This window comes from Gordonia liuliyuniae, from assembly GCF_021738805.1.
In the GTDB taxonomy this organism is placed as follows: Bacteria; Actinomycetota; Actinomycetes; order Mycobacteriales; family Mycobacteriaceae; genus Gordonia; species Gordonia liuliyuniae.
On the sequence record NZ_JAKKOR010000005.1, the window covers coordinates 190,849 to 211,563 of the forward strand.

18 protein-coding genes are annotated in these 20,715 nt (G+C 68.4%); 7 read left to right on the forward strand and 11 right to left on the reverse strand.

What is annotated here, in order from left to right; all coding sequences use genetic code 11:
* Window positions 1-20: 20 nt before the first annotated feature.
* Together L5G33_RS06490 and L5G33_RS06495 are read right to left on the reverse strand one after the other, a co-directional pair.
* The gene (locus L5G33_RS06490) at window positions 21-470 is read right to left on the reverse strand and encodes an SRPBCC family protein (RefSeq protein ID WP_236997344.1); all 450 of its coding nucleotides are present in this window, start codon (window positions 468-470) and stop codon (window positions 21-23) included.
* Window positions 471-483: 13 nt separating this feature from the next.
* Window positions 484-960: a YdeI/OmpD-associated family protein gene (locus L5G33_RS06495; protein WP_236997345.1), complete on the reverse strand. Its 477-nt coding sequence runs from the start codon at window positions 958-960 to the stop codon at window positions 484-486.
* Between the two features lie 39 nt (window positions 961-999).
* Here L5G33_RS06495 and hrpA point away from each other — a divergent pair, with 39 nt between their 5' ends.
* Complete coding sequence (gene hrpA, locus L5G33_RS06500; RefSeq protein WP_236997346.1) at window positions 1,000-4,704, forward strand: ATP-dependent RNA helicase HrpA; 3,705 nt, start codon at window positions 1,000-1,002, stop codon at window positions 4,702-4,704.
* Window positions 4,705-4,743: 39 nt separating this feature from the next.
* On the opposite strand, the gene nrdR is transcribed toward hrpA, so the two are convergent.
* On the reverse strand, window positions 4,744-5,190 hold the full coding sequence (nrdR, locus tag L5G33_RS06505) for a transcriptional regulator NrdR (RefSeq protein ID WP_236997348.1): 447 nt from the start codon (window positions 5,188-5,190) through the stop codon (window positions 4,744-4,746).
* Between the two features lie 116 nt (window positions 5,191-5,306).
* On the reverse strand, window positions 5,307-5,906 hold the full coding sequence (locus L5G33_RS06510) for a LysM peptidoglycan-binding domain-containing protein (RefSeq protein ID WP_236997349.1): 600 nt from the start codon (window positions 5,904-5,906) through the stop codon (window positions 5,307-5,309).
* 232 nt (window positions 5,907-6,138) lie between these two features.
* Between L5G33_RS06510 and lexA the strand changes: the two genes are divergently transcribed.
* The gene (gene lexA / locus L5G33_RS06515) at window positions 6,139-6,810 is read left to right on the forward strand and encodes a transcriptional repressor LexA (protein WP_236997350.1); all 672 of its coding nucleotides are present in this window, start codon (window positions 6,139-6,141) and stop codon (window positions 6,808-6,810) included.
* A gap of 50 nt (window positions 6,811-6,860) precedes the next feature.
* On the opposite strand, the gene L5G33_RS06520 is transcribed toward lexA, so the two are convergent.
* On the reverse strand, window positions 6,861-8,564 hold the full coding sequence (locus tag L5G33_RS06520) for a phosphoenolpyruvate--protein phosphotransferase (protein WP_236997351.1): 1,704 nt from the start codon (window positions 8,562-8,564) through the stop codon (window positions 6,861-6,863).
* A 163-nt stretch (window positions 8,565-8,727) separates the two neighbouring features.
* Between L5G33_RS06520 and L5G33_RS06525 the strand changes: the two genes are divergently transcribed.
* Genes L5G33_RS06525 through L5G33_RS06540 form a run of 4 tightly spaced genes read left to right on the forward strand, consistent with a single transcriptional unit; the run spans window position 8,728 to window position 12,869 of the window.
* Window positions 8,728-9,498 (forward strand): DeoR/GlpR family DNA-binding transcription regulator, encoded by a 771-nt coding sequence (locus L5G33_RS06525; RefSeq protein WP_236997352.1) that lies wholly within the window; start codon window positions 8,728-8,730, stop codon window positions 9,496-9,498.
* Window positions 9,495-10,457, forward strand: coding sequence for a 1-phosphofructokinase family hexose kinase (locus tag L5G33_RS06530; protein WP_236997353.1), 963 nt, complete (start codon window positions 9,495-9,497; stop codon window positions 10,455-10,457). Before L5G33_RS06525 ends, L5G33_RS06530 begins: the two co-directional genes overlap by 4 nt.
* 32 nt (window positions 10,458-10,489) lie before the next feature.
* Window positions 10,490-12,577, forward strand: a complete 2,088-nt coding sequence (locus L5G33_RS06535) for a PTS fructose transporter subunit IIABC (protein WP_236997354.1) — start codon at window positions 10,490-10,492, stop codon at window positions 12,575-12,577.
* A 31-nt stretch (window positions 12,578-12,608) separates the two neighbouring features.
* Entirely contained in the window at window positions 12,609-12,869 is a 261-nt protein-coding gene (locus tag L5G33_RS06540; protein ID WP_236997356.1) for an HPr family phosphocarrier protein, read from the forward strand.
* A 5-nt stretch (window positions 12,870-12,874) separates the two neighbouring features.
* Here L5G33_RS06540 and hflX read toward each other — a convergent pair whose 3' ends face one another.
* Genes hflX through L5G33_RS06560 form a run of 4 tightly spaced genes read right to left on the reverse strand, consistent with a single transcriptional unit; the run spans window position 12,875 to window position 16,921 of the window.
* Entirely contained in the window at window positions 12,875-14,320 is a 1,446-nt protein-coding gene (gene hflX, locus L5G33_RS06545; RefSeq protein ID WP_372476867.1) for a GTPase HflX, read from the reverse strand.
* Window positions 14,321-14,364: 44 nt separating this feature from the next.
* Window positions 14,365-15,264, reverse strand: coding sequence for a diaminopimelate epimerase (gene dapF / locus L5G33_RS06550; protein WP_236997358.1), 900 nt, complete (start codon window positions 15,262-15,264; stop codon window positions 14,365-14,367).
* Entirely contained in the window at window positions 15,261-16,178 is a 918-nt protein-coding gene (miaA, locus tag L5G33_RS06555) for a tRNA (adenosine(37)-N6)-dimethylallyltransferase MiaA (RefSeq protein WP_236997359.1), read from the reverse strand. The genes dapF and miaA overlap by 4 nt, the downstream gene beginning before the upstream one ends.
* Window positions 16,175-16,921: a class III extradiol ring-cleavage dioxygenase family protein gene (locus L5G33_RS06560; protein WP_236997360.1), complete on the reverse strand. Its 747-nt coding sequence runs from the start codon at window positions 16,919-16,921 to the stop codon at window positions 16,175-16,177. The genes miaA and L5G33_RS06560 overlap by 4 nt, the downstream gene beginning before the upstream one ends.
* Window positions 16,922-17,064: 143 nt before the next feature.
* Here L5G33_RS06560 and L5G33_RS06565 point away from each other — a divergent pair, with 143 nt between their 5' ends.
* The gene (locus L5G33_RS06565) at window positions 17,065-18,432 is read left to right on the forward strand and encodes a DUF349 domain-containing protein (protein ID WP_236997361.1); all 1,368 of its coding nucleotides are present in this window, start codon (window positions 17,065-17,067) and stop codon (window positions 18,430-18,432) included.
* 42 nt (window positions 18,433-18,474) lie between these two features.
* Here L5G33_RS06565 and L5G33_RS06570 read toward each other — a convergent pair whose 3' ends face one another.
* A complete protein-coding gene (locus L5G33_RS06570) occupies window positions 18,475-19,119 on the reverse strand; it encodes an Rv2732c family membrane protein (RefSeq protein WP_236997362.1) in 645 nt (214 codons plus the stop codon).
* The gene (gene miaB / locus L5G33_RS06575) at window positions 19,116-20,630 is read right to left on the reverse strand and encodes a tRNA (N6-isopentenyl adenosine(37)-C2)-methylthiotransferase MiaB (protein WP_308191541.1); all 1,515 of its coding nucleotides are present in this window, start codon (window positions 20,628-20,630) and stop codon (window positions 19,116-19,118) included. The genes L5G33_RS06570 and miaB overlap by 4 nt, the downstream gene beginning before the upstream one ends.
* Window positions 20,631-20,715 lie beyond the last annotated feature (85 nt).

The window sequence follows — 20,715 nt, forward strand, 5'->3', positions numbered from 1 at the left end:
GCAAAATGTGAGCTGGTCGATCAGTCCTGGCGGGCGGCGAGCGCCGCGAGCCGATCGATCGACGCGAGGAGCCGCTCGGCAGTCGTCGCGCGGGCTCGGGCCTCGCGCTTCTCGTCGTGCAAATCCGTCCAGTCGTACGTGTGGGTCACCGTGACGCCGTCGTCGGCCGGTTCGAGCTCCCATCGCCACAGGTGCCCCGGCGGCACGCCGCCGACCTCGGACGGCCGCCAAGCGATGAGTCGCCCCTCCGCGAACTCGACGACCAGATTGCGTCGGACGGCACCGGTGGTGAGCGTCGTGTCGAAGGTGTCGCCGACCGCCCGCACACGGTGGCCGGGAGCCGAGTCGGCGAGGTTGTCGTTGCCGTCCCACGCGGGTTGCCGTGCCGGGTCGGCGATGAGTCCGAACACGGTCGCCGGCGACGCATGCACGGTCCGACGCGCCGACACCACCCTATGCTCCGCGCTCATGACAGTGAGCTCGTCACGACGCGCGCAGCTCGGCGATGACGGCGGCGATGCGGCGATCCACCGTCTCCGGACGTTTGGCTGCGGTGACCGAACGGGCGGCCTCCTTCCGCCGGGAGTATGGCCACGCCTCGAACCCCGCCCGTGCTCCGGCCTTCTCGAGAGCGGACACCAGTGCCTCCGGAACATCGACGGACCGCTCGCCGTGGTCGAGAACGATCGCCACCTCGATGTCGTCGCCGATCTCAACATTCAACTCGGCGCGCGCAGCCTTCGACAGCCCGATCAGATTGGCACCGCCCATCCGCGCCAAACGCAGCCGAGCAGTGCGATCCCCGACTGTCACGACGACGGCCGCTCGCTTTCCTCCACCGAGTTCGGCGACCTGTGCATCGGTCAGCTCGATCGCGGTCGCCGGTCCGACCGGATCGAGCCGCGTGCGCAGAACCAGCGGCGGACGGTCGGCAGTGTCATTCGCGGAATCAGCGCTCATGAACCCTGATTATGCCGCGGCCGTAGAATCGACGCCATCATGTCGTCGCCTCTGACCATCACGTATCCCCCGGAACTCCCCGTCAGCGCCTGCCGCGCCGAGATCGCCGAAGCGATCACCGACCATCAGGTCGTCGTCATCGCGGGCGAGACCGGATCAGGCAAGACCACCCAGTTGCCGAAGATCTGCCTTGAACTGGGACGCACGGCGATCGGCCACACCCAGCCGCGCCGGATCGCCGCGACCTCGGTCGCCGGGCGTATCGCCGACGAACTGGACACGGAGATCGGTACGACGGTCGGCTACCAGGTCCGATTCTCCGACAAGAGCTCTAAGACCACGCAGATCAAGGTGATGACCGACGGCATCCTGCTGCGCGAGATCACCACCGATCCGCTGCTGCGCGGCTACGACACGATCATCATCGACGAGGCGCACGAACGCAGCCTCAACATCGACTTCCTGCTCGGCTACCTCAAGCAGCTGCTGCCCAAGCGGCGCGACCTGAAAGTCATCATCACGTCGGCGACGATCGAACCCGACCGTTTCGCCCGCCACTTCGCCGGACCCGACGACTCCGTCCCCATCATCGAGGTGTCGGGGCGAACGTATCCGGTCGAGACCCGGTACCGGCCGCTCACCTCCGACGACACCGAACACGCCGACATCGACCAGATCGCCGCCATCGACGCGGCCGTGGGAGAGCTGTGGGCAGGCGGGGCAGGCGACATCCTCGTGTTCCTACCGACCGAACGCGATATCCGTGAGACCGCCGAAGCGCTCGGCAAGGCCCGCGGGAACGGTCAGCGCGGATCGAGCGGAGTCGAGATCCTCGGGCTGTACGCCCGACTGTCGGTCGCCGAGCAGCACAGGGTGTTCAGCCCGTCGAACGGCCGCCGGATCGTCTTGGCCACCAACGTCGCCGAGACCTCGCTGACCGTGCCGGGAATCCGGTACGTCATCGACACCGGCACCGCCCGTATCTCCCGCTACTCCACGCGGACCAAGGTGACCCGCCTTCCCATCGAGAAGGTCTCGCAGGCCAGCGCCCGCCAGCGAGCGGGCCGCTGCGGCCGCGTCGCGCCCGGCGTGTGCATCCGGCTCTATTCCGAAGAGGACTTCGACGCCCGCCCCGAGTACACCGATCCGGAGATCCTCCGCAGCAACCTCGCCGCGGTCATCCTGTCGATGTTGTCGTTGCGGCTCGGCGACATCACCGACTTCCCGTTCGTCCAACCGCCCGAGCACCGCGCGGTCCGCGACGGCATGGCACTCCTGTCCGAGCTCGGAGCCGTCACCGACACGGATTCGGCGGTCGCCCGATTGACCAAGGTCGGCACCACGCTGGCCCGCCTGCCCGTCGATCCGAGGCTCGGCCGGATGCTCGTCGCGGGTCACGAGAACGGCTGCCTCGACCACGTTCTGGTGATCGCCGCCGCGCTCGCGCTCCCCGACGTCCGCGAGTTCCCGTCGGACAAGCGGGAGGCGGCTCAGACGGCGCACCGTCGCCACACCGTTCCCGGCTCGGAGTTCATGGGCTACCTCAAGCTCTGGTCGTACCTCAATGAACAACGAGACGAGCTGTCCGGCAACCAGTTCCGCCGACAATGCGAACGCGAGTTCATCCACTACCTCCGGGTGCGCGAGTGGTGGGATCTGCATCGACAGCTCAAGCGGACGGTCCGCGACCTCAAATGGCAGACGCCCGAGACGCAGGCCGAGGCGGCGACCGTCCACAAGTCACTCCTCACCGGCCTGCTCACCAACGTGGGCGTCCGGCAAGGCGACACCCGCGAGTTCCTCGGCACCCGCGGCACCAAGTTCGCGATCTTCCCCGGTTCGTTCCTCGCGTCGAAGCCGCCAGCGTTCGTAATGGCGGCCGAGCTGATGGAGACCTCGCGGCTGTTCGCGCACACGGTCGCCGCCGTCGATCCGGAGTGGGTCGAACAGGCTGCCGGCGATCTCGTCAGCCGCACCTACAGCGAGCCGCACTGGTCGACGCGGAGAGCCGCGGTGATGGCCTACGAGCGCGTCACCCTGTACGGCGTACCGCTCGTCGCACAGCGCCGCATCCATTACGGCCCCATCGACCCGAAGACGTCCCGCGAGATCTTCATCATGGAGGCACTTGTCGGCGGCCGGTGGCGCAGTCGCCATGCGTTCGTCGAACACAACGCACAGTTGTTGAAAGACGTCGAGGACCTCGAACACCGTGCTCGACGCCGCGACGTCGGAATGAGCGACACCGAACTCTTCGACTTCTACGACGCACGTGTTCCCGCGAACGTCGTCTCCGCCCGGCACTTCGATTCATGGTGGAAGAAGGCCGGACGCGCCGATCCGACACTGCTCAATCTGACCGCCGAGATGTTCGCTGCCGACGACACGCCCGCGGCCGCTGAGTTCCCGTCCGCCTGGAAGCAGGGCGAGACGCGGCTCGAGCTGCGGTACAACTTCTCCCCCGGCGCCCCCGACGACGGGGTGACGGTCGTCGTGCCGCGCGACCTGCTCGACCACGTCCACGACGACGGCTTCGACTGGCTGGTCCCGGGCATGCGTTCGGAGCTGGCGACAGCACTCGTCAAATCGTTGCCGAAGGGACTGCGCAAGTCGATGTCCCCCGCCCAGCGGTACGCCGACCTCGCCCTCGATCAGTTGTCTCCGCGCTCCGAGCCGCTCATCCCGGCGCTCGCCCGCGAGCTGTCGTCGATCACCCGGACCTCGCTTGGCTCGCGCGACTTCCGCCCCGAGAACCTCCCCGCCCACCTGCGCATGCACTTCGCGATCACGGACGCGAAGGGCGCCGTCGTCGCACGCGGGGATCGCCTGGCCGAACTCCGCGCGCAGTTGAGTCCAGTCCGAGCCGGCGCGGGCGAGCCCGCCGAGACGTTCACGAACTGGACGGCGGACGGCATCGGCGCTCTCGCCGACGAACGCACCCAGACTCTGGCCGGTCAACGAGTCACCCGCTATCCGACGTTGGCGGTCGTTCCGGGCGCCGGGGTGCGAGTCGTCGACGTGGCCACCCCGGCAGCGCGTGACGCGGGCATCGCCTCCGCCGTCCGCGACCTCCTCGTTCGAACCGTGGCGCCGCCCTCACGTCGACTCGCCTCGTCGTTGCCGCCCGCCCGCAAACTCGCGTTGAGCCAAAGTCCGTACCGGGACGTCGACGCGCTGCTCGCCGACTGCACCAGACGCGCCGTCATCGACGTGTTGGCCGCACACCCGGACGTGACAGCAGTGCGGACGGCCGCCGACTTCGACGCGCTGTCGGCCGACGTCGCGCCGGTGATCCGTCAGACGGCCCCCGAGTACTTCGACGCCGCGGTGGATGCGCTCGCCGAATACTCGCAGGTCCGACGAGCCATCGATCAGCGGGCAGGCACGTTGGCCGCCGACGATGTCGCCGACCAGATCGCGAACCTCGTCTTCGACGGGTTCGTCGGCTTGACGTCCGGCCCGCGGTTGCGCGCACTGCCCAGATACCTAGCTGCGGCACGCGTCCGGTTGGAGGCACTGCCCGGGTCGGCGGCTCGCGACAATGAGGGGACGGCAGTCGTCGACCGCCTCGTGTCGGCGTGGAATCAGCGTCTCGCCCAGGTACCCGAGGCCCGCCACGACGCCCTCAACGAGATGGTGCAGTGGCAGTTGGAGGAGCTTCGCGTGAGTTTGTTCGCTCAACAACTCGGCACGGCCGGACCGGTCTCGGAGAAGCGAGTCCGCAAAGCGATCGAGAGTTTCTAAGCATCGCCGTCGAGGCGTCCGGGGTCGAGGCGTCCGGGGTCAGACGCGGCTGTGGAGTTCGTCGATCTCGCGTTGAAAATCATCCGCGGACTCAAACGACTTGTATACCGATGCGAACCGCAGGTAGGCGACCTCGTCGAGATCACGGAGCGGGCGCAGGATCGCCAGACCGACTTCATTGCTGGGAATCTCGGCCGACCCGGAGCCGCGGACGGAGTCCTCGACTTGCGACGCGAGCTTCGCCAACGCGTCCTCGTCGACGTGACGTCCCTGGCAGGCACGCCGCACGCCTTGCATGACCTTCTCGCGGCTGAACGGTTCCGACACGCCGTTGCGTTTGACGACGGACAGGACGGCGGCTTCGACAGTGCTGAATCGGCGACCGCACTCGGCGCACGATCGACGGCGGCGGATCGCCAGGCCGTCTTCAGCGACGCGGGAATCCACCACTCGTGTGTCGTCGTTCTTGCAGAACGGGCAGCGCATGCTTGAAAGAATACGCGCAACCGTCCAACTGCCCTTCACACCGCCCCCTTCACACTGTCCCCTTCACACCGGTCACGTCACACCGGCCACGTCTCCCCAGCCCCGTATCGCACGGATCAGTAGGCCGGGGCGATCAACGGCTGGCCGATCCGCAGTCCCGACGACTCCAGGTGGTTGAGCTCGCGCAACTGCTCCACGACCCCTGCCACGGGCAGGTCGGCGGCGACTCTGCGCGCGACGTCCGACAACGACTCACCGCTGCGGACGTGGACGACCTGGGTCACACCAGGGGTGCTCGGAGTGACCGCGTCCTGGTAGTCCGACCCGACGATCGTCAGCATCCAGACCACGCCGGCGAGAACGGAGCCGAGAAGCAGAGCGCCGACGACTCGACGCCGAGCGATGACACCGTCGATGTTCGAACGGTCGGCGGCCGACCGCCGTGCCCCGGCACGGTCCGCTGACGGGCGCTGCTCCAGGCGTCCGGCACGCTGAGAATCGCACGCGATTCGCGAGCGCCTACGCTCGTCGAAGGTCCCCGCCCGGCGCGGCGCACGCCCCGTCGGTCGGCACCCCCGAGCGGGCGCGTCGGTCCACAGCGGCACCCGCGGGCGCCCGTCGAGAACCGGCAAATCGCAGGTCATCACGGTGCTATGCGTGCTGTCCGGGACACGCCGCGAACGCTCATCGGGGCGCGAGATCAGTACCTGAGCCATCGGATACTCCTCATCGATCGTGTGTTCGAAGAACTCTTGTTCGATAGTAAACACCACCCCACCGACAAAGTCAGCGACACGTCGAACAATTGTTTGAAATCTGTGATCTGTTCGACTAGCGTGATCACCAGATCGGACACCGATGTTCGAACAGATCTCACCCCCACACGGGCCACCCGACGGGGTCGTGAATCACGCACGATGAGACACGCACGATGAGGAAGGACCGACGATGGCTGACACCCCCGATCCGCTGCTCTCGACGTCGACGCTGGAGGCGTCGCTGACGCAGCGCCAGCGCGAGGTGCTGGAAGTCATCCGGAAGTCGGTTCGCGAACGCGGCTATCCACCGAGCATCCGCGAGATCGGCGAGGCGGTCGGCCTCACCTCCACCTCGTCGGTGGCGCACCAGTTGCGCACACTCGAACGACGCGGCCTGCTCAAGCGCGACCCGCATCGGCCCCGCGCGGTGAATGTGCGTGACGACAACCGCACGCCCCCGTCAGACGATTCGTCCGAGGGGCTACCCACGCCGACGTTCGTTCCGGTGCTCGGTCGCATCGCGGCGGGCGGGCCGATTCTGGCGGAGCAGGCGGTCGAGGAAGTCTTCCCGATGCCGAAGGAACTCGTCGGCGACGGCTCGCTGTTCATGCTCCGGGTGGTCGGCGAATCCATGATCGACGCGGCGATCTGCGACGGCGACTGGGTCGTCGTCCGTCAGCAGAACGTCGCCGAGAACGGCGACATCGTCGCGGCGATGATCGACGGCGAGGCCACCGTCAAGACGTTCAAGCGCAAAGACGGGCACGTCTGGCTCATGCCGCACAACGAGCACTTCGAGCCGATCCCCGGTGACGACGCCGCCGTCCTCGGCAAAGTCGTCACCGTGATGCGGCGGATCTAGGCGCACCCGACCATGGAGCTAGGTGCACCCGACCATCTAGTGCCGAGACTCTAGCCCGTCACAGCGCGCGCCGCGTCGCGCGCACCCGATGCACTGGTCGCCGCGAGCGCCGCACGCGCGGCCTCGCGGCACTGTTGCATCGTGACGGTGCCGAGCTTGAGGCCGACTGCCGCCGACGCAGCGGGCGCCGACGACAGCGAACGCACCCCGAGGCCGACGAGGACACAGGCCAGTAGCGGATCAGCCGCCGCTTCGCCGCACACGCCGACGTTCTTCCCTGTCCGCTCTCCCGCGGCGCCCACCATGCCGATCAGGGCGAGGACCGCAGGCTGCCACGGATCGGTCAGCGACGCCAGCTCGGGCGACATGCGGTCGGCAGCCATCGTGTACTGCGTGAGGTCGTTGGTTCCGATCGAGACGAAGTCGACCTCGGCGAGGATCGCGTCGGCCATGATCGCGGCCGACGGCACTTCGACCATCACACCCGGAATCATGCCCCGGTCGCGCACTTGCGCGGCGAATTCGCGCGCCTCGTCCACCGTCGCGATCATCGGCGCCATGATCCACGGCACGGCTGCGGAACCCTGAGCAGCCGCCGCGAGCGCATCGAGTTGTCCGCGCCGGATCTCGGGATGCGAGAGCGCCGTCCGATTGCCGCGCACACCCATCGCCGGATTCGGCTCGAGCTCGGTGTCGACGAATCTCAGCGGCTTGTCCGAGCCCGCATCGAGGGTCCGGATGACGACCTTCCGGCCATCGAACGCCTCGATGACCTCCCGGTACAGCGCAGCCTGTTCGTCGACGGTCGGTTCGGTCGCACGGTCCAGGAACGCGAGCTCGGTCCGAAACAGCCCGACGCCCTGGACCGGTGACTGCGTCGCGGTCCGAGCGGATACGCCGTCGGCGACGTTCGCGAGGATCGCGATCGGCACCCCGTCCGCGGTCGCCCCGGGACCGGACCACGACGCCACGAGGGCGGCCTGCTCCCGCGCCCGCGTCACCGCTGCGGCGATTGCCGCGGCATCCGGTTCGGACCCGACGGTCCCGGCGTCACCATCGATGTACGCCGCTGCACCCGAAGGGATCTCATCGAGATCTGCGGTGGCGACGACACACGGGATCCCGAGTTGGCGAGCGATGATCGCGGTATGGCTACTCGGCCCGCCCTGGCGCATCGCGAGCCCGACGACGAGTGCCGGATTCAGGCCAGCCGTGTCAGCCGGAGCGAGATCGTCGGCACACAGGATCGATGGCGTCTCGGGCGTCGGGATGCCCGGCTCCGGCAGCCCGAGGAGTTCGGCGACCACCCGGTCGCGCACGTCGCGAAGATCGGTGACCCGCTCAGCCATCACACCCCCGAGCTTGGTGAACATGTCAACGAACTTCTCGGTCGCCGCGGCCGCCGCGGCAGACGCGGGGGTGCCCGATTCGATGAGTCCGGAAGCAGCCGATATCCAGCCTCGGTCTCGTGCGAGACCCGCCGTCGCGGTGAGGACTTCGGCGGAGACGCCGGTGCTGTGCGAGGCCCGGTCGGCCAATCGCGCACCCACTGCTTCGGCGGCGTCGACGAACGCCCGCTTCTGCGCGTCGCGTTCGCCTTCGGGCACCTCGGGCGCGTGGGCGTCGAACATCGGTCTGTCCCCCACTCGGATCACGGGTCCGTACGCGAGGCCTCCGACCACCGGGGTCCCGGTGACGACGATCGACGCGTCGAACGGATTGGGCACGGCCGCTGCAGTCTCACTGGCGTTCATGTGAGAGAGATTACAAGAATGTCTTGACTTTGCAAGCAAAACGCGGGTAGACACAGATCAAGTCCAAACATTCACAGATGAATCAACATTTCGTCGTCACTGATTTGGTCGTCACTGATTTGGGCATCACTGATTTTGGTCATCACTGAGGAGAGCGCACGAGATGTACGCCGAGGAACGTCAGCAGGCCATCGCCGTCGAGGTGGGCGAGCGGGGACGCGTATCGGTCGCCGACCTGTCCGAGCGGTTCTCGGTGACCGGTGAGACCGTGCGGCGCGACCTGGCCGCGCTGCAGCGCGCGGGCTCACTGATCCGTGTCCACGGCGGTGCCGTACGGCTCGACGTGGCCGCTGTCGTGGACGAGCCGGACCTCGCCGAACGTGAAGCTGCGCGCCGCACGCAGAAGGCGGCGATCGGCGCCGCCGCCCAGCAGTTCCTACCCGCTGCCGGCGGCGCAGTCCTGTTCGACGCCGGAACCACGACGTTCGCGGCGGCCACCGCCATCGGCGCCGACGCGCGTCACCAGTTCGTCACCAACAGTCTGCCCATCGCCGCGACGTTGACCGCTCTGCCACGCTCGAACGTCATCTTCGTCGGTGGGCGACTCCGCCCGAAGACGCAGGCGTCCGTCGGAGCCGACGCGTGCGACCTGCTCGCCGGGCTGCACACCAGCGTCGGCTTCATCGGTACCAACGGCCTGACGCTCACTGACGGGCTCTCCACCCCGGACATCGACGAGGCGGCCGTCAAACGCGCGATGATCGCCGCCTGTGACCGGGTCGTCGTCCTCGCCGACTCATCGAAGATCAACCGGCAGGAACTCGTCACGTTCGGCGCGGTCGCCGACATCGACGTGCTCGTCACCGACGACGGAGTCGACCCCGGCCTGGCCTCGGTCCTCTCCTCCCACGACATCGAGGTGGTCATCGCATGATTCTCACTGTCACCGCCAATCCCAGCATCGACCGGACCGTCGAACTCGACGGTCCGCTCCGGCCGGGCGGCGTGCACCGCACGAGAGGCTCCGGCGATCAGCCCGGGGGCAAAGGCGTCAATGTGGCGCGGGCGGTCTCCGCGGCGGGCATGGACGCGATGGCGCTGATGCCCGCCCGTGCGGACGACCCGTTCGTTCGACACCTCGACGCGGTCGGGCTCTCGCGGGTCGCCGTCGACGTGACGGGCGACGTCCGCGTGAACGTGACGCTCGTCGACCCCGATGGCGTCACCACCAAGGTCAACGCCCCCGGCGCCGCGCTCAACGTCGACGAGGCGGCCCGACTCTCCGCCACCGTCGTCGAACTCGCGGCGGGCGCGGACTGGCTCGCACTGTGCGGCTCGCTGCCCCCGGGACTGTCACCGTCGTGGTACGCCGACCTCGTCGACGAGCTTGCGGGCACTCGCGTACGCGTCGCCGTCGACACATCGGGCGAACCCCTTGCTCTGGTCGCGCGGACGCGACCGGACCTACTCAAGCCCAACGCCGAGGAGTTGGCGGAATTGACCGGCGCGGACCCGACCGTCCTCGAGAGCCGTGCGGCCGCAGGCGATCCCTCGGTCGCTGCCGACGCATCGGCGCGTCTTGCGGCGACGACCGGCGGAGCAGTGCTCACCACTCTCGGCGGTTCGGGCGCGCTGCTCGCGACCGGCGACGGCGTGTGGTTCGCGACCGCTCCCGCGATCCGGGTCCGCAGCACCGTCGGCGCGGGAGACTCGTCACTGGCCGGCTATCTGATTTCGGAGCGGCGAGGAGACGACGAGCCCACACGTCTACAGACGGCGGTCGCCTACGGGTCGGCCGCGGCCGCACTTCCCGGAACCACCCCGCCGACACCGGACCTCGTCGATGCAAGCACCGTCATCGCGAGACCGGTCGCCGTCACCCGACTCTCCTGAGAATCCCACCCCCACCACTAAAGGCAGAGGCCATGTCCGACCCCATCATCACACCGTCCCTGGTACTTCTGGACGCCGACGCAGGCGACGACGCCGACGCGGTCATCCGGCGGCTCGCCGGACTCGTCGGCGACGACGGACGGTCGTCCGATCCCACTGACCTGATCGACGGCGCGCTCGCCCGCGAGTCGAGCTCACCGACCGGACTACCGGGCGGCATCGCCATCCCCCACGCCCGCGCCGAGTCGGTGACAGTCGCGACTCTCGCGATGGCCCGCCTGTCGAAGCCCGTCGACTTCGGCGCCACCGACGGACCGGCCGACATCGTCTTCCTCATCGCGGCGCCCGCTGGCGCGGGCAGCGAGCACATGAAGGTGCTCAGCGCGCTCGCCCGCGCACTCGTGCGGAAAGAGTTCGTCCAGAGTCTGCGGGACGCGCGCGAAGCCGACGACGTAGTGACGCTCGTCACCGAGGCCGTCTCACCCGGGGCGAAGCCCGCGGCGGCAGGACCCGCGACCGCCCCGACCGACGAGAAGCCGGGTGTCGAGAAGCCGGGTGTCGAGAAGCAGAGTGTCGAGAAGCAGAGTGTCGAGAAGCAGGGGCACCGCACCTCGATCCTGGCGGTCACGGCCTGCCCCACCGGTATCGCCCACACATACATGGCGGCGGACGCCCTGAAATTGGCCGCCGAACGCGCCGATGTCGACTTCGCGGTCGAGACGCAGGGATCGTCGGGCACCACACCGTTCACGGCCCACCAGCTCGCAGATGCGGACGCCGTCATCTTCGCGACCGACGTCGGGGTAAAGGGCCGAGAACGTTTCGCGGGCACGCCACTCATCGAGTCCGGCGTGAAACGCGGCATCAACGAGCCAGACGCGATGATCGCCGAGGCTGTCGCCGCATCCACCGATCCGCACGCGCGGACCGTCGCCGCGGGCGACTCTACCGATCACGTCGACGAGACCGACGGCAGCGGTATCGGTGTCGGCGGCCGCCTCAAGCAGGCGTTGCTGACCGGCGTCAGTTACATGATCCCGTTCGTAGCCGCGGGCGGCCTGTTGATGGCGTTGGGCTTCCTGATCGCCGGATACGAGATCGGCAGCAGCACACTGTCGCCGGATATGTCCGACGGCGCGTACGTCGCTCTGCACAACAGCCTGTGGGATCTGCCCGCGGGCGGCCTCGCCCAGTACATCGGCGGCGTCAGCTTCGCCGTCGGTTCGACGGCGATGAGTCTGATGGTCGCGGTCCTCGCCGGCTACATCGCGTACGCGATCGCCGACCGGCCGGGGCTCGCGCCGGGCTTCACCGCGGGTGTCATCGCAGTGACGGTCGGCGGCGGTTTCATCGGCGGCATCGTCGGCGGTCTGATCGCGGGCGTCGTCGCGCTCTGGATCTCACGGATCCCGCTTCCGCAGTGGGCTCGCGGTCTGCAACCGGTCGTCATCATCCCGTTGATCGCGACCGCTGTGACCGGCGCAGTCATGTTCATGCTGCTCTCGCGTCCGCTGTCGTGGGTCAACACCGAACTCGAGGATGCGCTCAACTCCATGTCGGGCACGTCCAAGATTGTCCTCGGCGTCGTGATCGGTTTGATGATGTGCTTCGACCTCGGCGGTCCGGTCAACAAGGCCGCCTACGCGGTGGGCGTCGCCGGACTGGGCACGGCGGGCGCAGGCATCGCGCAATGGGAGTTCATGGCCGCGGTGATGGCCGCAGGCATGGTCCCACCGCTGGCGCTCGCCCTCGCGACCGTGCTGCGACCGGGCCTGTTCACCGAGCCCGAACGGGAGAACGGCAAGGCCGCCTGGCTGCTCGGCGCGTCCTTCATCTCCGAAGGCGCCATCCCGTTCGCCGCCGCCGATCCCCTTCGGGTGATCCCGCCGATGATGCTCGGCGGCGCAGTTACCGGCGGCTTGTCGATGGCGCTCGACGTGCAGTTGCGGGCGCCCCACGGCGGCGTGTTCGTCATGTTCGCCATGAACGGCACCTGGTGGAAGTTCCTGATCGCTATTGTCGTTGGCATGGTGGTCGCGGCGATCGGCGTGATCGCCACCAAGCAGATCAAGACCACGACCAAGACCCCCGAAAAGGCGCCCGAGCCCGCGCTCGCCTGACCAGATACCTCCGAAGTAGAAAGGCACCACCATGCCAAGCACCACTGTGTCCGTCGGTTCGGCCGTCGGCCTGCACGCGCGTCCCGCCACCCTGATCGCCGAAGCCGCGACCGGTCTCGGCGCCCCGGTGACCCTGGCCGTGGACGGCGGCGACCCCGTCGACGCGGGCAGCGCGCTGATGATCATGACGCTCGGCGCCGAAAAGGGCGCGTCCGTGACCGTCGCAAGCGACGACCAGGCCGCCGTCGATCAGATCGCCGCGCTCGTCGCCAAGGATCTCGACGCCGACTAGCCCGCTCAGACGATGAGGTCGGCGTACTCGCCCGCCAACGAGGACGGCATCCGCGCATGCAGGCGGGTGCCTTTCTCGTTGTGATCGGTGGTGATCACGTGCGCGTGCTGGTGCAGACGCGAGATGACCTCGCCGCGTGAGAAGGGGACTTGCAGGTCCACTTCGACGTCGTCGCGCTGCACGAACTCGGTGACCGCGGCGAACAGATCCGGCAGTCCCTCACCGGTGCGTGCCGACACGAACACCGCGTCGGGGAACTCCGAGCGCAGTGTCGTCATCCGCAGATCGTCGATGGCGTCGACCTTGTTGATGACGAGCAGTTCCGGCGGGGCCGGCAGCTTCTCCTCGTCGAGGACTTCGCGCAGCACCTGGCGGACCGTCGAGATCTGCAAGTCGGGGAACGGATCGGCGCCGTCGACCACGTGGATCAGCAGGTCGGCGTCGACGGCCTCCTCCAGGGTCGACCGGAATGCCTCGACGAGTTGGGTCGGCAGGTGTCGGACGAATCCGACGGTGTCGGTGAACACCACTTCGTGGCCGTCCGTGAGCTCCGCACGTCGCGTCGTCGGATCGAGGGTGGCGAACAGCGCGTCCTGCACGAGCACACCGGATCCGGTCATCGCGTTCACCAGACTCGACTTGCCCGCGTTGGTGTAGCCGACGACAGTCAGCGCGGGCACACCGCCGCGACGGCGCGCCGAACGCTTCACGGTGCGCGAGGTCTTCATTCCGCGGATCTCTCTGCGGAGCTTGGCCATTCGCTCACGGATTCGCCGCCGGTCCGTCTCGATCTTGGTCTCGCCCGGACCGCGCAGGCCGACGCCGCCGTTGCTGCCCGCTCGGCCGCCCGCCTGTCGGGACATCGACTCGCCCCAGCCGCGCAGACGCGGGAGCATGTACTCCATCTGCGCGAGCGACACCTGGGCCTTGCCTTCGCGGGAGGTCGCGTGCTGGGCGAAGATGTCGAGGATCAGTGCGGTCCGGTCGATCACCTTGACTTTGACGACCTTCTCCAACGCCGTCAGCTGGGCCGGAGTCAGTTCACCGTCGCAGACGACGGTGTCCGCACCGGTCGCCAGAACCACTTCGCGCAGTTCCTGTGCTTTGCCGGAGCCCAGATATGTCGCCGGGTCGGGTTTGGAGCGTCGCTGGAAAAGCGCCTCGAGGACCTGTGATCCCGCGGTCTCGGCGAGCGCCGCGAGCTCGGCCATGCTGGCGCGTGCCTGCGCGACGGTCCCGGACGTCCACACGCCGACGAGTACCACCCGTTCCAGGCGCAGCTGCCGGTACTCGACTTCGGTGACGTCGTCGAGTTCGGTGGAGAGTCCGGCGATGCGCTGCAGCGACGCGCGGTCGTCGAGGGCGAGTTCACCGGTGGTCGGTGCCCCCGCGAGGTCTACCCGCGCGGGTGAGTCGGCGGTCGGGGAATCAGTTCGTGTCATGTCAGTCATACAAGGACCATTGTGCCCCGTCGAGCAGCGATGACGCACCTGGTTTATCCGGCGCTCCACTCCGGGAGGAGTTCACCGCGCGCCACCAGACGCGACGGACCGCGCAGGACGGCGGCACCATCGGCGACCGTGACGACCACCGTTCCCCCGGGGACCGCGATGCCGACCACCCCGTGGTCGCGCCCTATCCCGTGGAGCGCCGCACTGGCTGCGGCGACGAGACCTGTACCGCACGAACGAGTCTCGCCGACTCCGCGTTCGAAGACACGCATGTGCGCGGTGAAGTCGACGTCGTGGTCTGAGCGTTGCAGCGCGGTGAGGATCTCGACGTTCGCACCGTGAGGGAACGCGGCGGCGTCCACCACCGCTCCGGTTGTGAGATCGAGCGCGCCGAGTTCGTCGACGCTCAACTCGTCGACGACGCACGCGAGATGCGGGTTGCCGACGTCCACTCGTTCGCCGGTGAGCGTGCGGCCGGCGATCTGGACGTCGCTGCGCCCGTCGAGACGCACACGTCCCATCGCGACGCTGACGTCGGCGGCGGACGGATCACACGAGTGCACGACCACCGGACGCCCGCCCGCGCGCGAACCGACGGTGAAGGAGTCGGAGTCGACGAGCCCGGTGGTGCGCAGATAGTGAGCGAACACACGGACGCCGTTGCCGCACATCTCCGCGATCGACCCGTCGGCGTTGCGATAGTCCATGAACCAGTCGTCGGGCCCGACGCCGTCCGGGAACTCCCCGAGTACGCCGGCCGCCACCAGTGCGCGCGCTGATGCCACCCGCAGCACACCGTCGGCCCCGATCCCGCGCTGCCGATCACACAGCGCGCTGACCAGGCGTTCGGTGAGGTCGAGCCGGACATCGGGGTCGTCGACGACGACGAAGTCGTTCTGGGTTCCGTGGCCTTTGACGAACGCGAACGTCGGCGCAGCAGTCATGGCTCGGATGTTACGCGTTCGACGACGGTCAGCGCCTCGTCGAGCAGCGTCGGCGACGCCGCGTCGAGCCAGACGGCGCGGTGATCGCGGCGGAACCACGACCGTTGCCGTCGCACGTACTGCCGGGTGCCGATGTAGGTGCGCTCCTGCGCGGTCTCGATGTCGTACTCGCCGTCGAGGTATGCGAGGACCTGCGCGTAGCCGATGGCCTGGGACGCCGTCCTCCCCTCTCGCAACCCCTGATCGCACAGCGCGACGACTTCGTCGACGAACCCGTCGGCGAACATCTGTGAGGTCCGGGCGACGACCCTCCCGTCGAGTTCGGCTCGATCGCGGTCGATCGCGAGAATCGTAGTGCCCCAGCGAGGTTCACCGATCGTCGGAGCCGACGCCGCGAACGGTTGGCCGGTGATCTCCACGACTTCGAGAGCCCGGACGATCCGTCTGCCGTCCGAGTCGCCGATCGTGTCCGCAGCCGCGGGGTCGACCGCCGCCAGGTCGGCGTGCAGCGCGCGTGCCCCGATCTGTGCCAGCCGCTCCTCGTATCGGGCCCGCACCAGCGGGTCGGTGGCCGGGAACGCCCAGTCGTCGAGGAGCCCCTGGACGTACATCATCGATCCGCCGACGATCACCGGCGTCCGTCCAGCCGCCAGGAGTCGGTCGATCACCGCGGTCGCCGCCTGCTTGTACCCTGCGACGGTCGACGTCTCCGTGACGTCGAGGACGTCGAACAGGTGGTGGGTGATTCCGCGCCGCGCGTCCACCGGCGGTTTCGCGGTCCCGATATCCATGCCGCGGTACTGGGCCATCGCGTCGACGTTGACGATCTCGCCGGACAGGCGTTCGGCCAGATCGAGTGCGAGCGCTGACTTTCCGCTCGCAGTCGGGCCGATCACGGCGACCGGGGCGGTCACGACCGTGCTCGCACGGGAGATGTCGGAGACCAGGTGGCGACGGTGTAGCCGACACCGTAGGGCGCTCCCGCATATCGCACGTCGACGTCGACGTCGACGTCCGCGCACAGGCCGGCGAGCGCGGCGAACACCGGACGTGCGACGACACCGTCCAGCTCGCATGCGAGCGGGTCGAGGGCGGCGAGCTCGTCGACGTCGCCTGCGGCCACCGCCGCGTCGATCACGTCTTGGAGTCGGTGCGCGCTCTCCCGGTCCCCACCCCCGGGCGCCGACGGGCTCAGGGCTGTCGCCCCGTCCGCGACGACGAGGACGCCGATCGGCTCCGGGTCGGCCGCGATCGCCGCGGCGAGGTCCACGCCAAGCCGGCGAGCGTCGTCCCGTGTGGCGTCCGGGTCGACGAGAACGCGGCGGAGCTCGACCGGGGCGTCCGCCCGGCCCCGGCACCAGCACGCGATCAGCATCGCGAGGGGCATCGGATCCGTGCCGGAGCCTGAGTCCGGCGTTTCTCGAGCCGGCGTTTCTCGACCCGGCGATGCGGCGACCGGTACGTCGACACCGAACGCCGAGAACAGGCGAGGCGGGCCGTCGACGCCGATCGCGACCCACGTGCGCGCCGCGCCCCCCAACGACCGGGCTGCGTCGAGTACCGCGGCCCGGACCTCGTCGACCTCCGCCGCATCGCGTCCAGACAATTCAGGCACCAGGAGTGGTGCGCTCGGTACGATCGCAAGCTCGGCCAACACCGCAACGACGCTACCGTCACCGACTCCGCTTTGCCCAAATGCCGAAGCCTCACCCCACATCGGAGTCTGACCTGCTTGAATGAAGACGGAAGTTACCGGCGGCCGTGACGCGCGGCGAGAGACCTAGATGAGGGACACCCGAGATGACAAACCCGACGCCAGCCCCGAAGCCCGGACCCAAACCAGGACCGCGCCCGGGTCCTCGTCCCGGCACGTCCGCACCTGCGCCCGCCGGGCCGTCCCCGACCGGGCTGGGCCCGGTCCCTGCAGTCTCCGTTCACCATGTCACGCTGGGCGATCCGGCGGAGTACGGACGCGTCGACGCCGACGGCACCGTCTGGCTCATCACGGCATCGGGCGAACGCCAGATCGGTTCGTGGCAGGCAGGCCCCCCGGAGGAGGGGCTCGCGCACTTCGCCCGCAAGTTCGCCGACCTGGCGACCGAGGTCGAGATCCTCGAGGAACGGCTCGCGGCCCACTCGGGCGACCCACGCAAGACTCAGACTGCGGCCGCACAGATGCTCGAAGCCCTCCCGACCGCGCAGGTGATCGGCGACGTCGACGAACTCACGTCGCGACTGACGAAGATCATCGCCAGCGCCGACGATGTCGCCGAAGCCGTCCGATCCGAACGGAGCGAGCAGCGCGCCGCAGCGATCGCCCGCAAGGAGGAGCTGGCGAGCGAAGCCGAGGCGATCGGCGCCGAGGGAACCTCGTGGAAGGCCGGCGGCGACCGCCTGCGCGCGATCCTCGACGAGTGGAAGACCATCAAGGGCGTCGACCGCAAGACCGACGACGCGCTGTGGAAACGATTCTCGAAGGCTCGTGACGCGTTCAACCGGCGTCGCGGCGCCTACTTCGCCGACCTCGATCGTGAACGTGCAGGCGCCCGCGCCCGCAAGGAGGAGCTGATCGAGAAGGCCGAGGCGCTGTCGTCGTCTACGGACTGGGGCCCCACCGCGGGCAAGTTCCGCGATCTCCTCCAAGAGTGGAAGGCCGCAGGCCGTGCGCCTCGCGACGCCGACGACGCGTTGTGGGCCCGGTTCAAAGCGGCACAGGACGTGTTCTTCGAAGCGCGCAACGCGGTGAATTCCGAACGCGACGCCGAGTTCGCCGAGAACGCGGACGCGAAGGCCGCTCTGCTCGCCGAGGCGGAGAAGACCATCGATCCGGTAGCCGACCTCGACGCAGCGCGCCGAGCGTTCCGCGTGTTCCGCGATAAGTGGGAAGAGATCGGCAAGGTGCCGCGCGAGAAGATGCACACTCTGGAAGGCCGGGTGCGCGCGCTGGAGAAGGCGGTGCGCGACGCCGAGGACTCAGAGTGGGCCCGTACCGATCCGGAGGCGCAGGCGCGCGCCGCGCAGTTTGCTGAGCGAGCCGAGAAGCTCGAAGTGCAGGCCGCGAAAGCCGCCGAAGCAGGCAAGGACAAGGATGCGGCGGCGCTCCGCGAGCAGGCTGCGCAGTGGCGCGACTGGGCGGGGACCGCTCAGTCGGCGCTCACCGATCGCTGACCTGCGCTCGCCAGAGTCCCAGTCAGTTCGCCAGAGTTCCAGTCAGTCGTCGTGGGGCACTGCGTCGTCGCGGTGTTCCACGAGCGTCTGCAGTGAACGTCCGCGCGCGTCGAGGTCGGCTGCCTTCGCCCGCCGCTCGGCTTCGAGCGCCAAGTGATAATTGGTCCGTGCCCACACCACGCGGGCCCAGTGGAACGTCAACACGATCATGGTGATGCATCCGAGGATCAACCCGATGCCTGCCCCCGACGGCCTCGTCATGTCGAGCGAGTCGACGCCGACCGTGTTCCGCGTCCATATCGCCAAGATGCCTGCGACGGAGGTGACGGCGCAGCCGCACAACGCGATCCACGCGAGAACCCAGCGCCGGGTCACCAACGCCAGCATGGAGAATCCGACGCCGAAGATCACGAGCATGTAGACGAAGATCTTCGACGGCAACGCGATCTGTTCGGCACCGGTGTCCGACGACATCGTCAACACGTCGAGGCCGTTCGCGTCGCCCGCGTGCGGGAGCACCACCGACACGAGCGCGACCAGGACGCAGACGGCGACGACGACCGCGCGCGCGCCCGGGTCGATCTCGCCTGCCACCTTCTGTTCGGCTTTGCGCAAGTCGTCCTCAAACGCGCCGAACGCCTCGCGTTCGGCCGCTCGATCGGTCGGATTCGAATCCGATGTGCTCATGAGCATCCTCCTGTTCCACATGCTGAGACGGGCTCGACAGCGGGCGCGGCCCCGATCGTCGGCATACCGAGACCGACGCCTACGGGCGCGGTCGTCGGGGTCGTACCCGCCTCGTGGGCGTCGCCTGCGCGGGTCCGTCGCACCGAGGCGAGGCCCGCGTCGGCGATCAGATGGTGAGGCGCGGCCTCGGTCACGGTGCTGGTGACGATGTCGCCCGGACGCACGTCCGTGCGGTCGCCGACCGCGAAGTGCACGAGTCGACCGTCGCGTGCCCGGCCGGTCATCCGACCGGTCTTCGCATTCTTTCGGCCTTCGTCGGCGGCGACGAGCAATTCGACGTCGGTGCCGACGAGACGGGTGTTCTCCTCCAGGCAGATCCGTTCCTGCAGGGCGATGAGGCGCTGGTAGCGCTCGGTCACGACCGCGGGCGGGACCTGGTCGTCCATGGACGCCGCCGGGGTGCCCGGCCGTGCCGAGTACTGGAACGTGAACGCGCTGGAGAAGCGCGCCTTCTCGACGACGTCGAGCGTCTCAGCAAAGTCCTCTTCGGTCTCACCGGGGAAGCCGACGATGATGTCGGTCGTGATCGCAGCGTGCGGCATCGCTTCACGGACCCGGTCGAGGATTCCGAGGAACTTGGCCTTGCGGTAACTGCGGCGCATCGCCTTGAGTACGCGGTCCGAGCCGGACTGCAGCGGCATGTGCAGTTGCGGGCAGACGTTCGGAGTCTGCGCCATCGCCTCGATGACGTCGTCGGTGAACTCGGCGGGGTGCGGCGACGTGAAGCGGACCCGTTCGAGCCCGTCGATGTCACCGCACGCCCGGAGGAGTTGAGCGAAAGCTCCGCGGTCGCGCGGCGTGTCCGGGTCGGCGAACGACATGCCGTACGCGTTCACGTTCTGGCCGAGGAGTGTCACCTCGAGGACACCCTGATCGACGAGCGCCTGCACTTCGGCGAGAACGTCGCCGGGGCGACGATCGACTTCCTTGCCGCGCAACGACGGGACGATGCAGAACGTGCAGGTGTTGTTGCAGCCGACCGACACCGACACCCACCCGGCGTAGGCGGAGTCCCGGCGCGCGGGCAGCGTCGACGGAAAAGTGTCCAGCGCGTCGAGGATCTCGACCTGCGCCTCCTCATTGTGGCGTGCCCGATCGAGCAGCGCGGGCAACGACCCGATGTTGTGCGTGCCGAACACGACGTCCACCCACGGCGCTTTACGCAGGACCACGTCCTTGTCCTTCTGCGCCAGACATCCGCCGACCGCGATCTGCATCCCCGGCCGCGACGACTTGACGGGCGCGAGATGCGACAGGTTGCCGTACAGCTTGTTGTCGGCGTTCTCGCGGATCGCGCACGTGTTGAAGACCACCAGATCCACGTCGTCGCCGTCGTCGGCGGCCACATAGCCTGCACTCTCCAGAAGGCCCGAGATGCGTTCGGAGTCGTGGACGTTCATCTGACATCCGAACGTCCGAACCGAATACGACTTCGTCACTGCACCACTCACAGTTGACAGGTTACGCCGGGGTGCCTGATCGAGGAGAATCGCCGAAGCCGCTCGAGGCGAACACACCGGGATTGGCGGTCCTGCT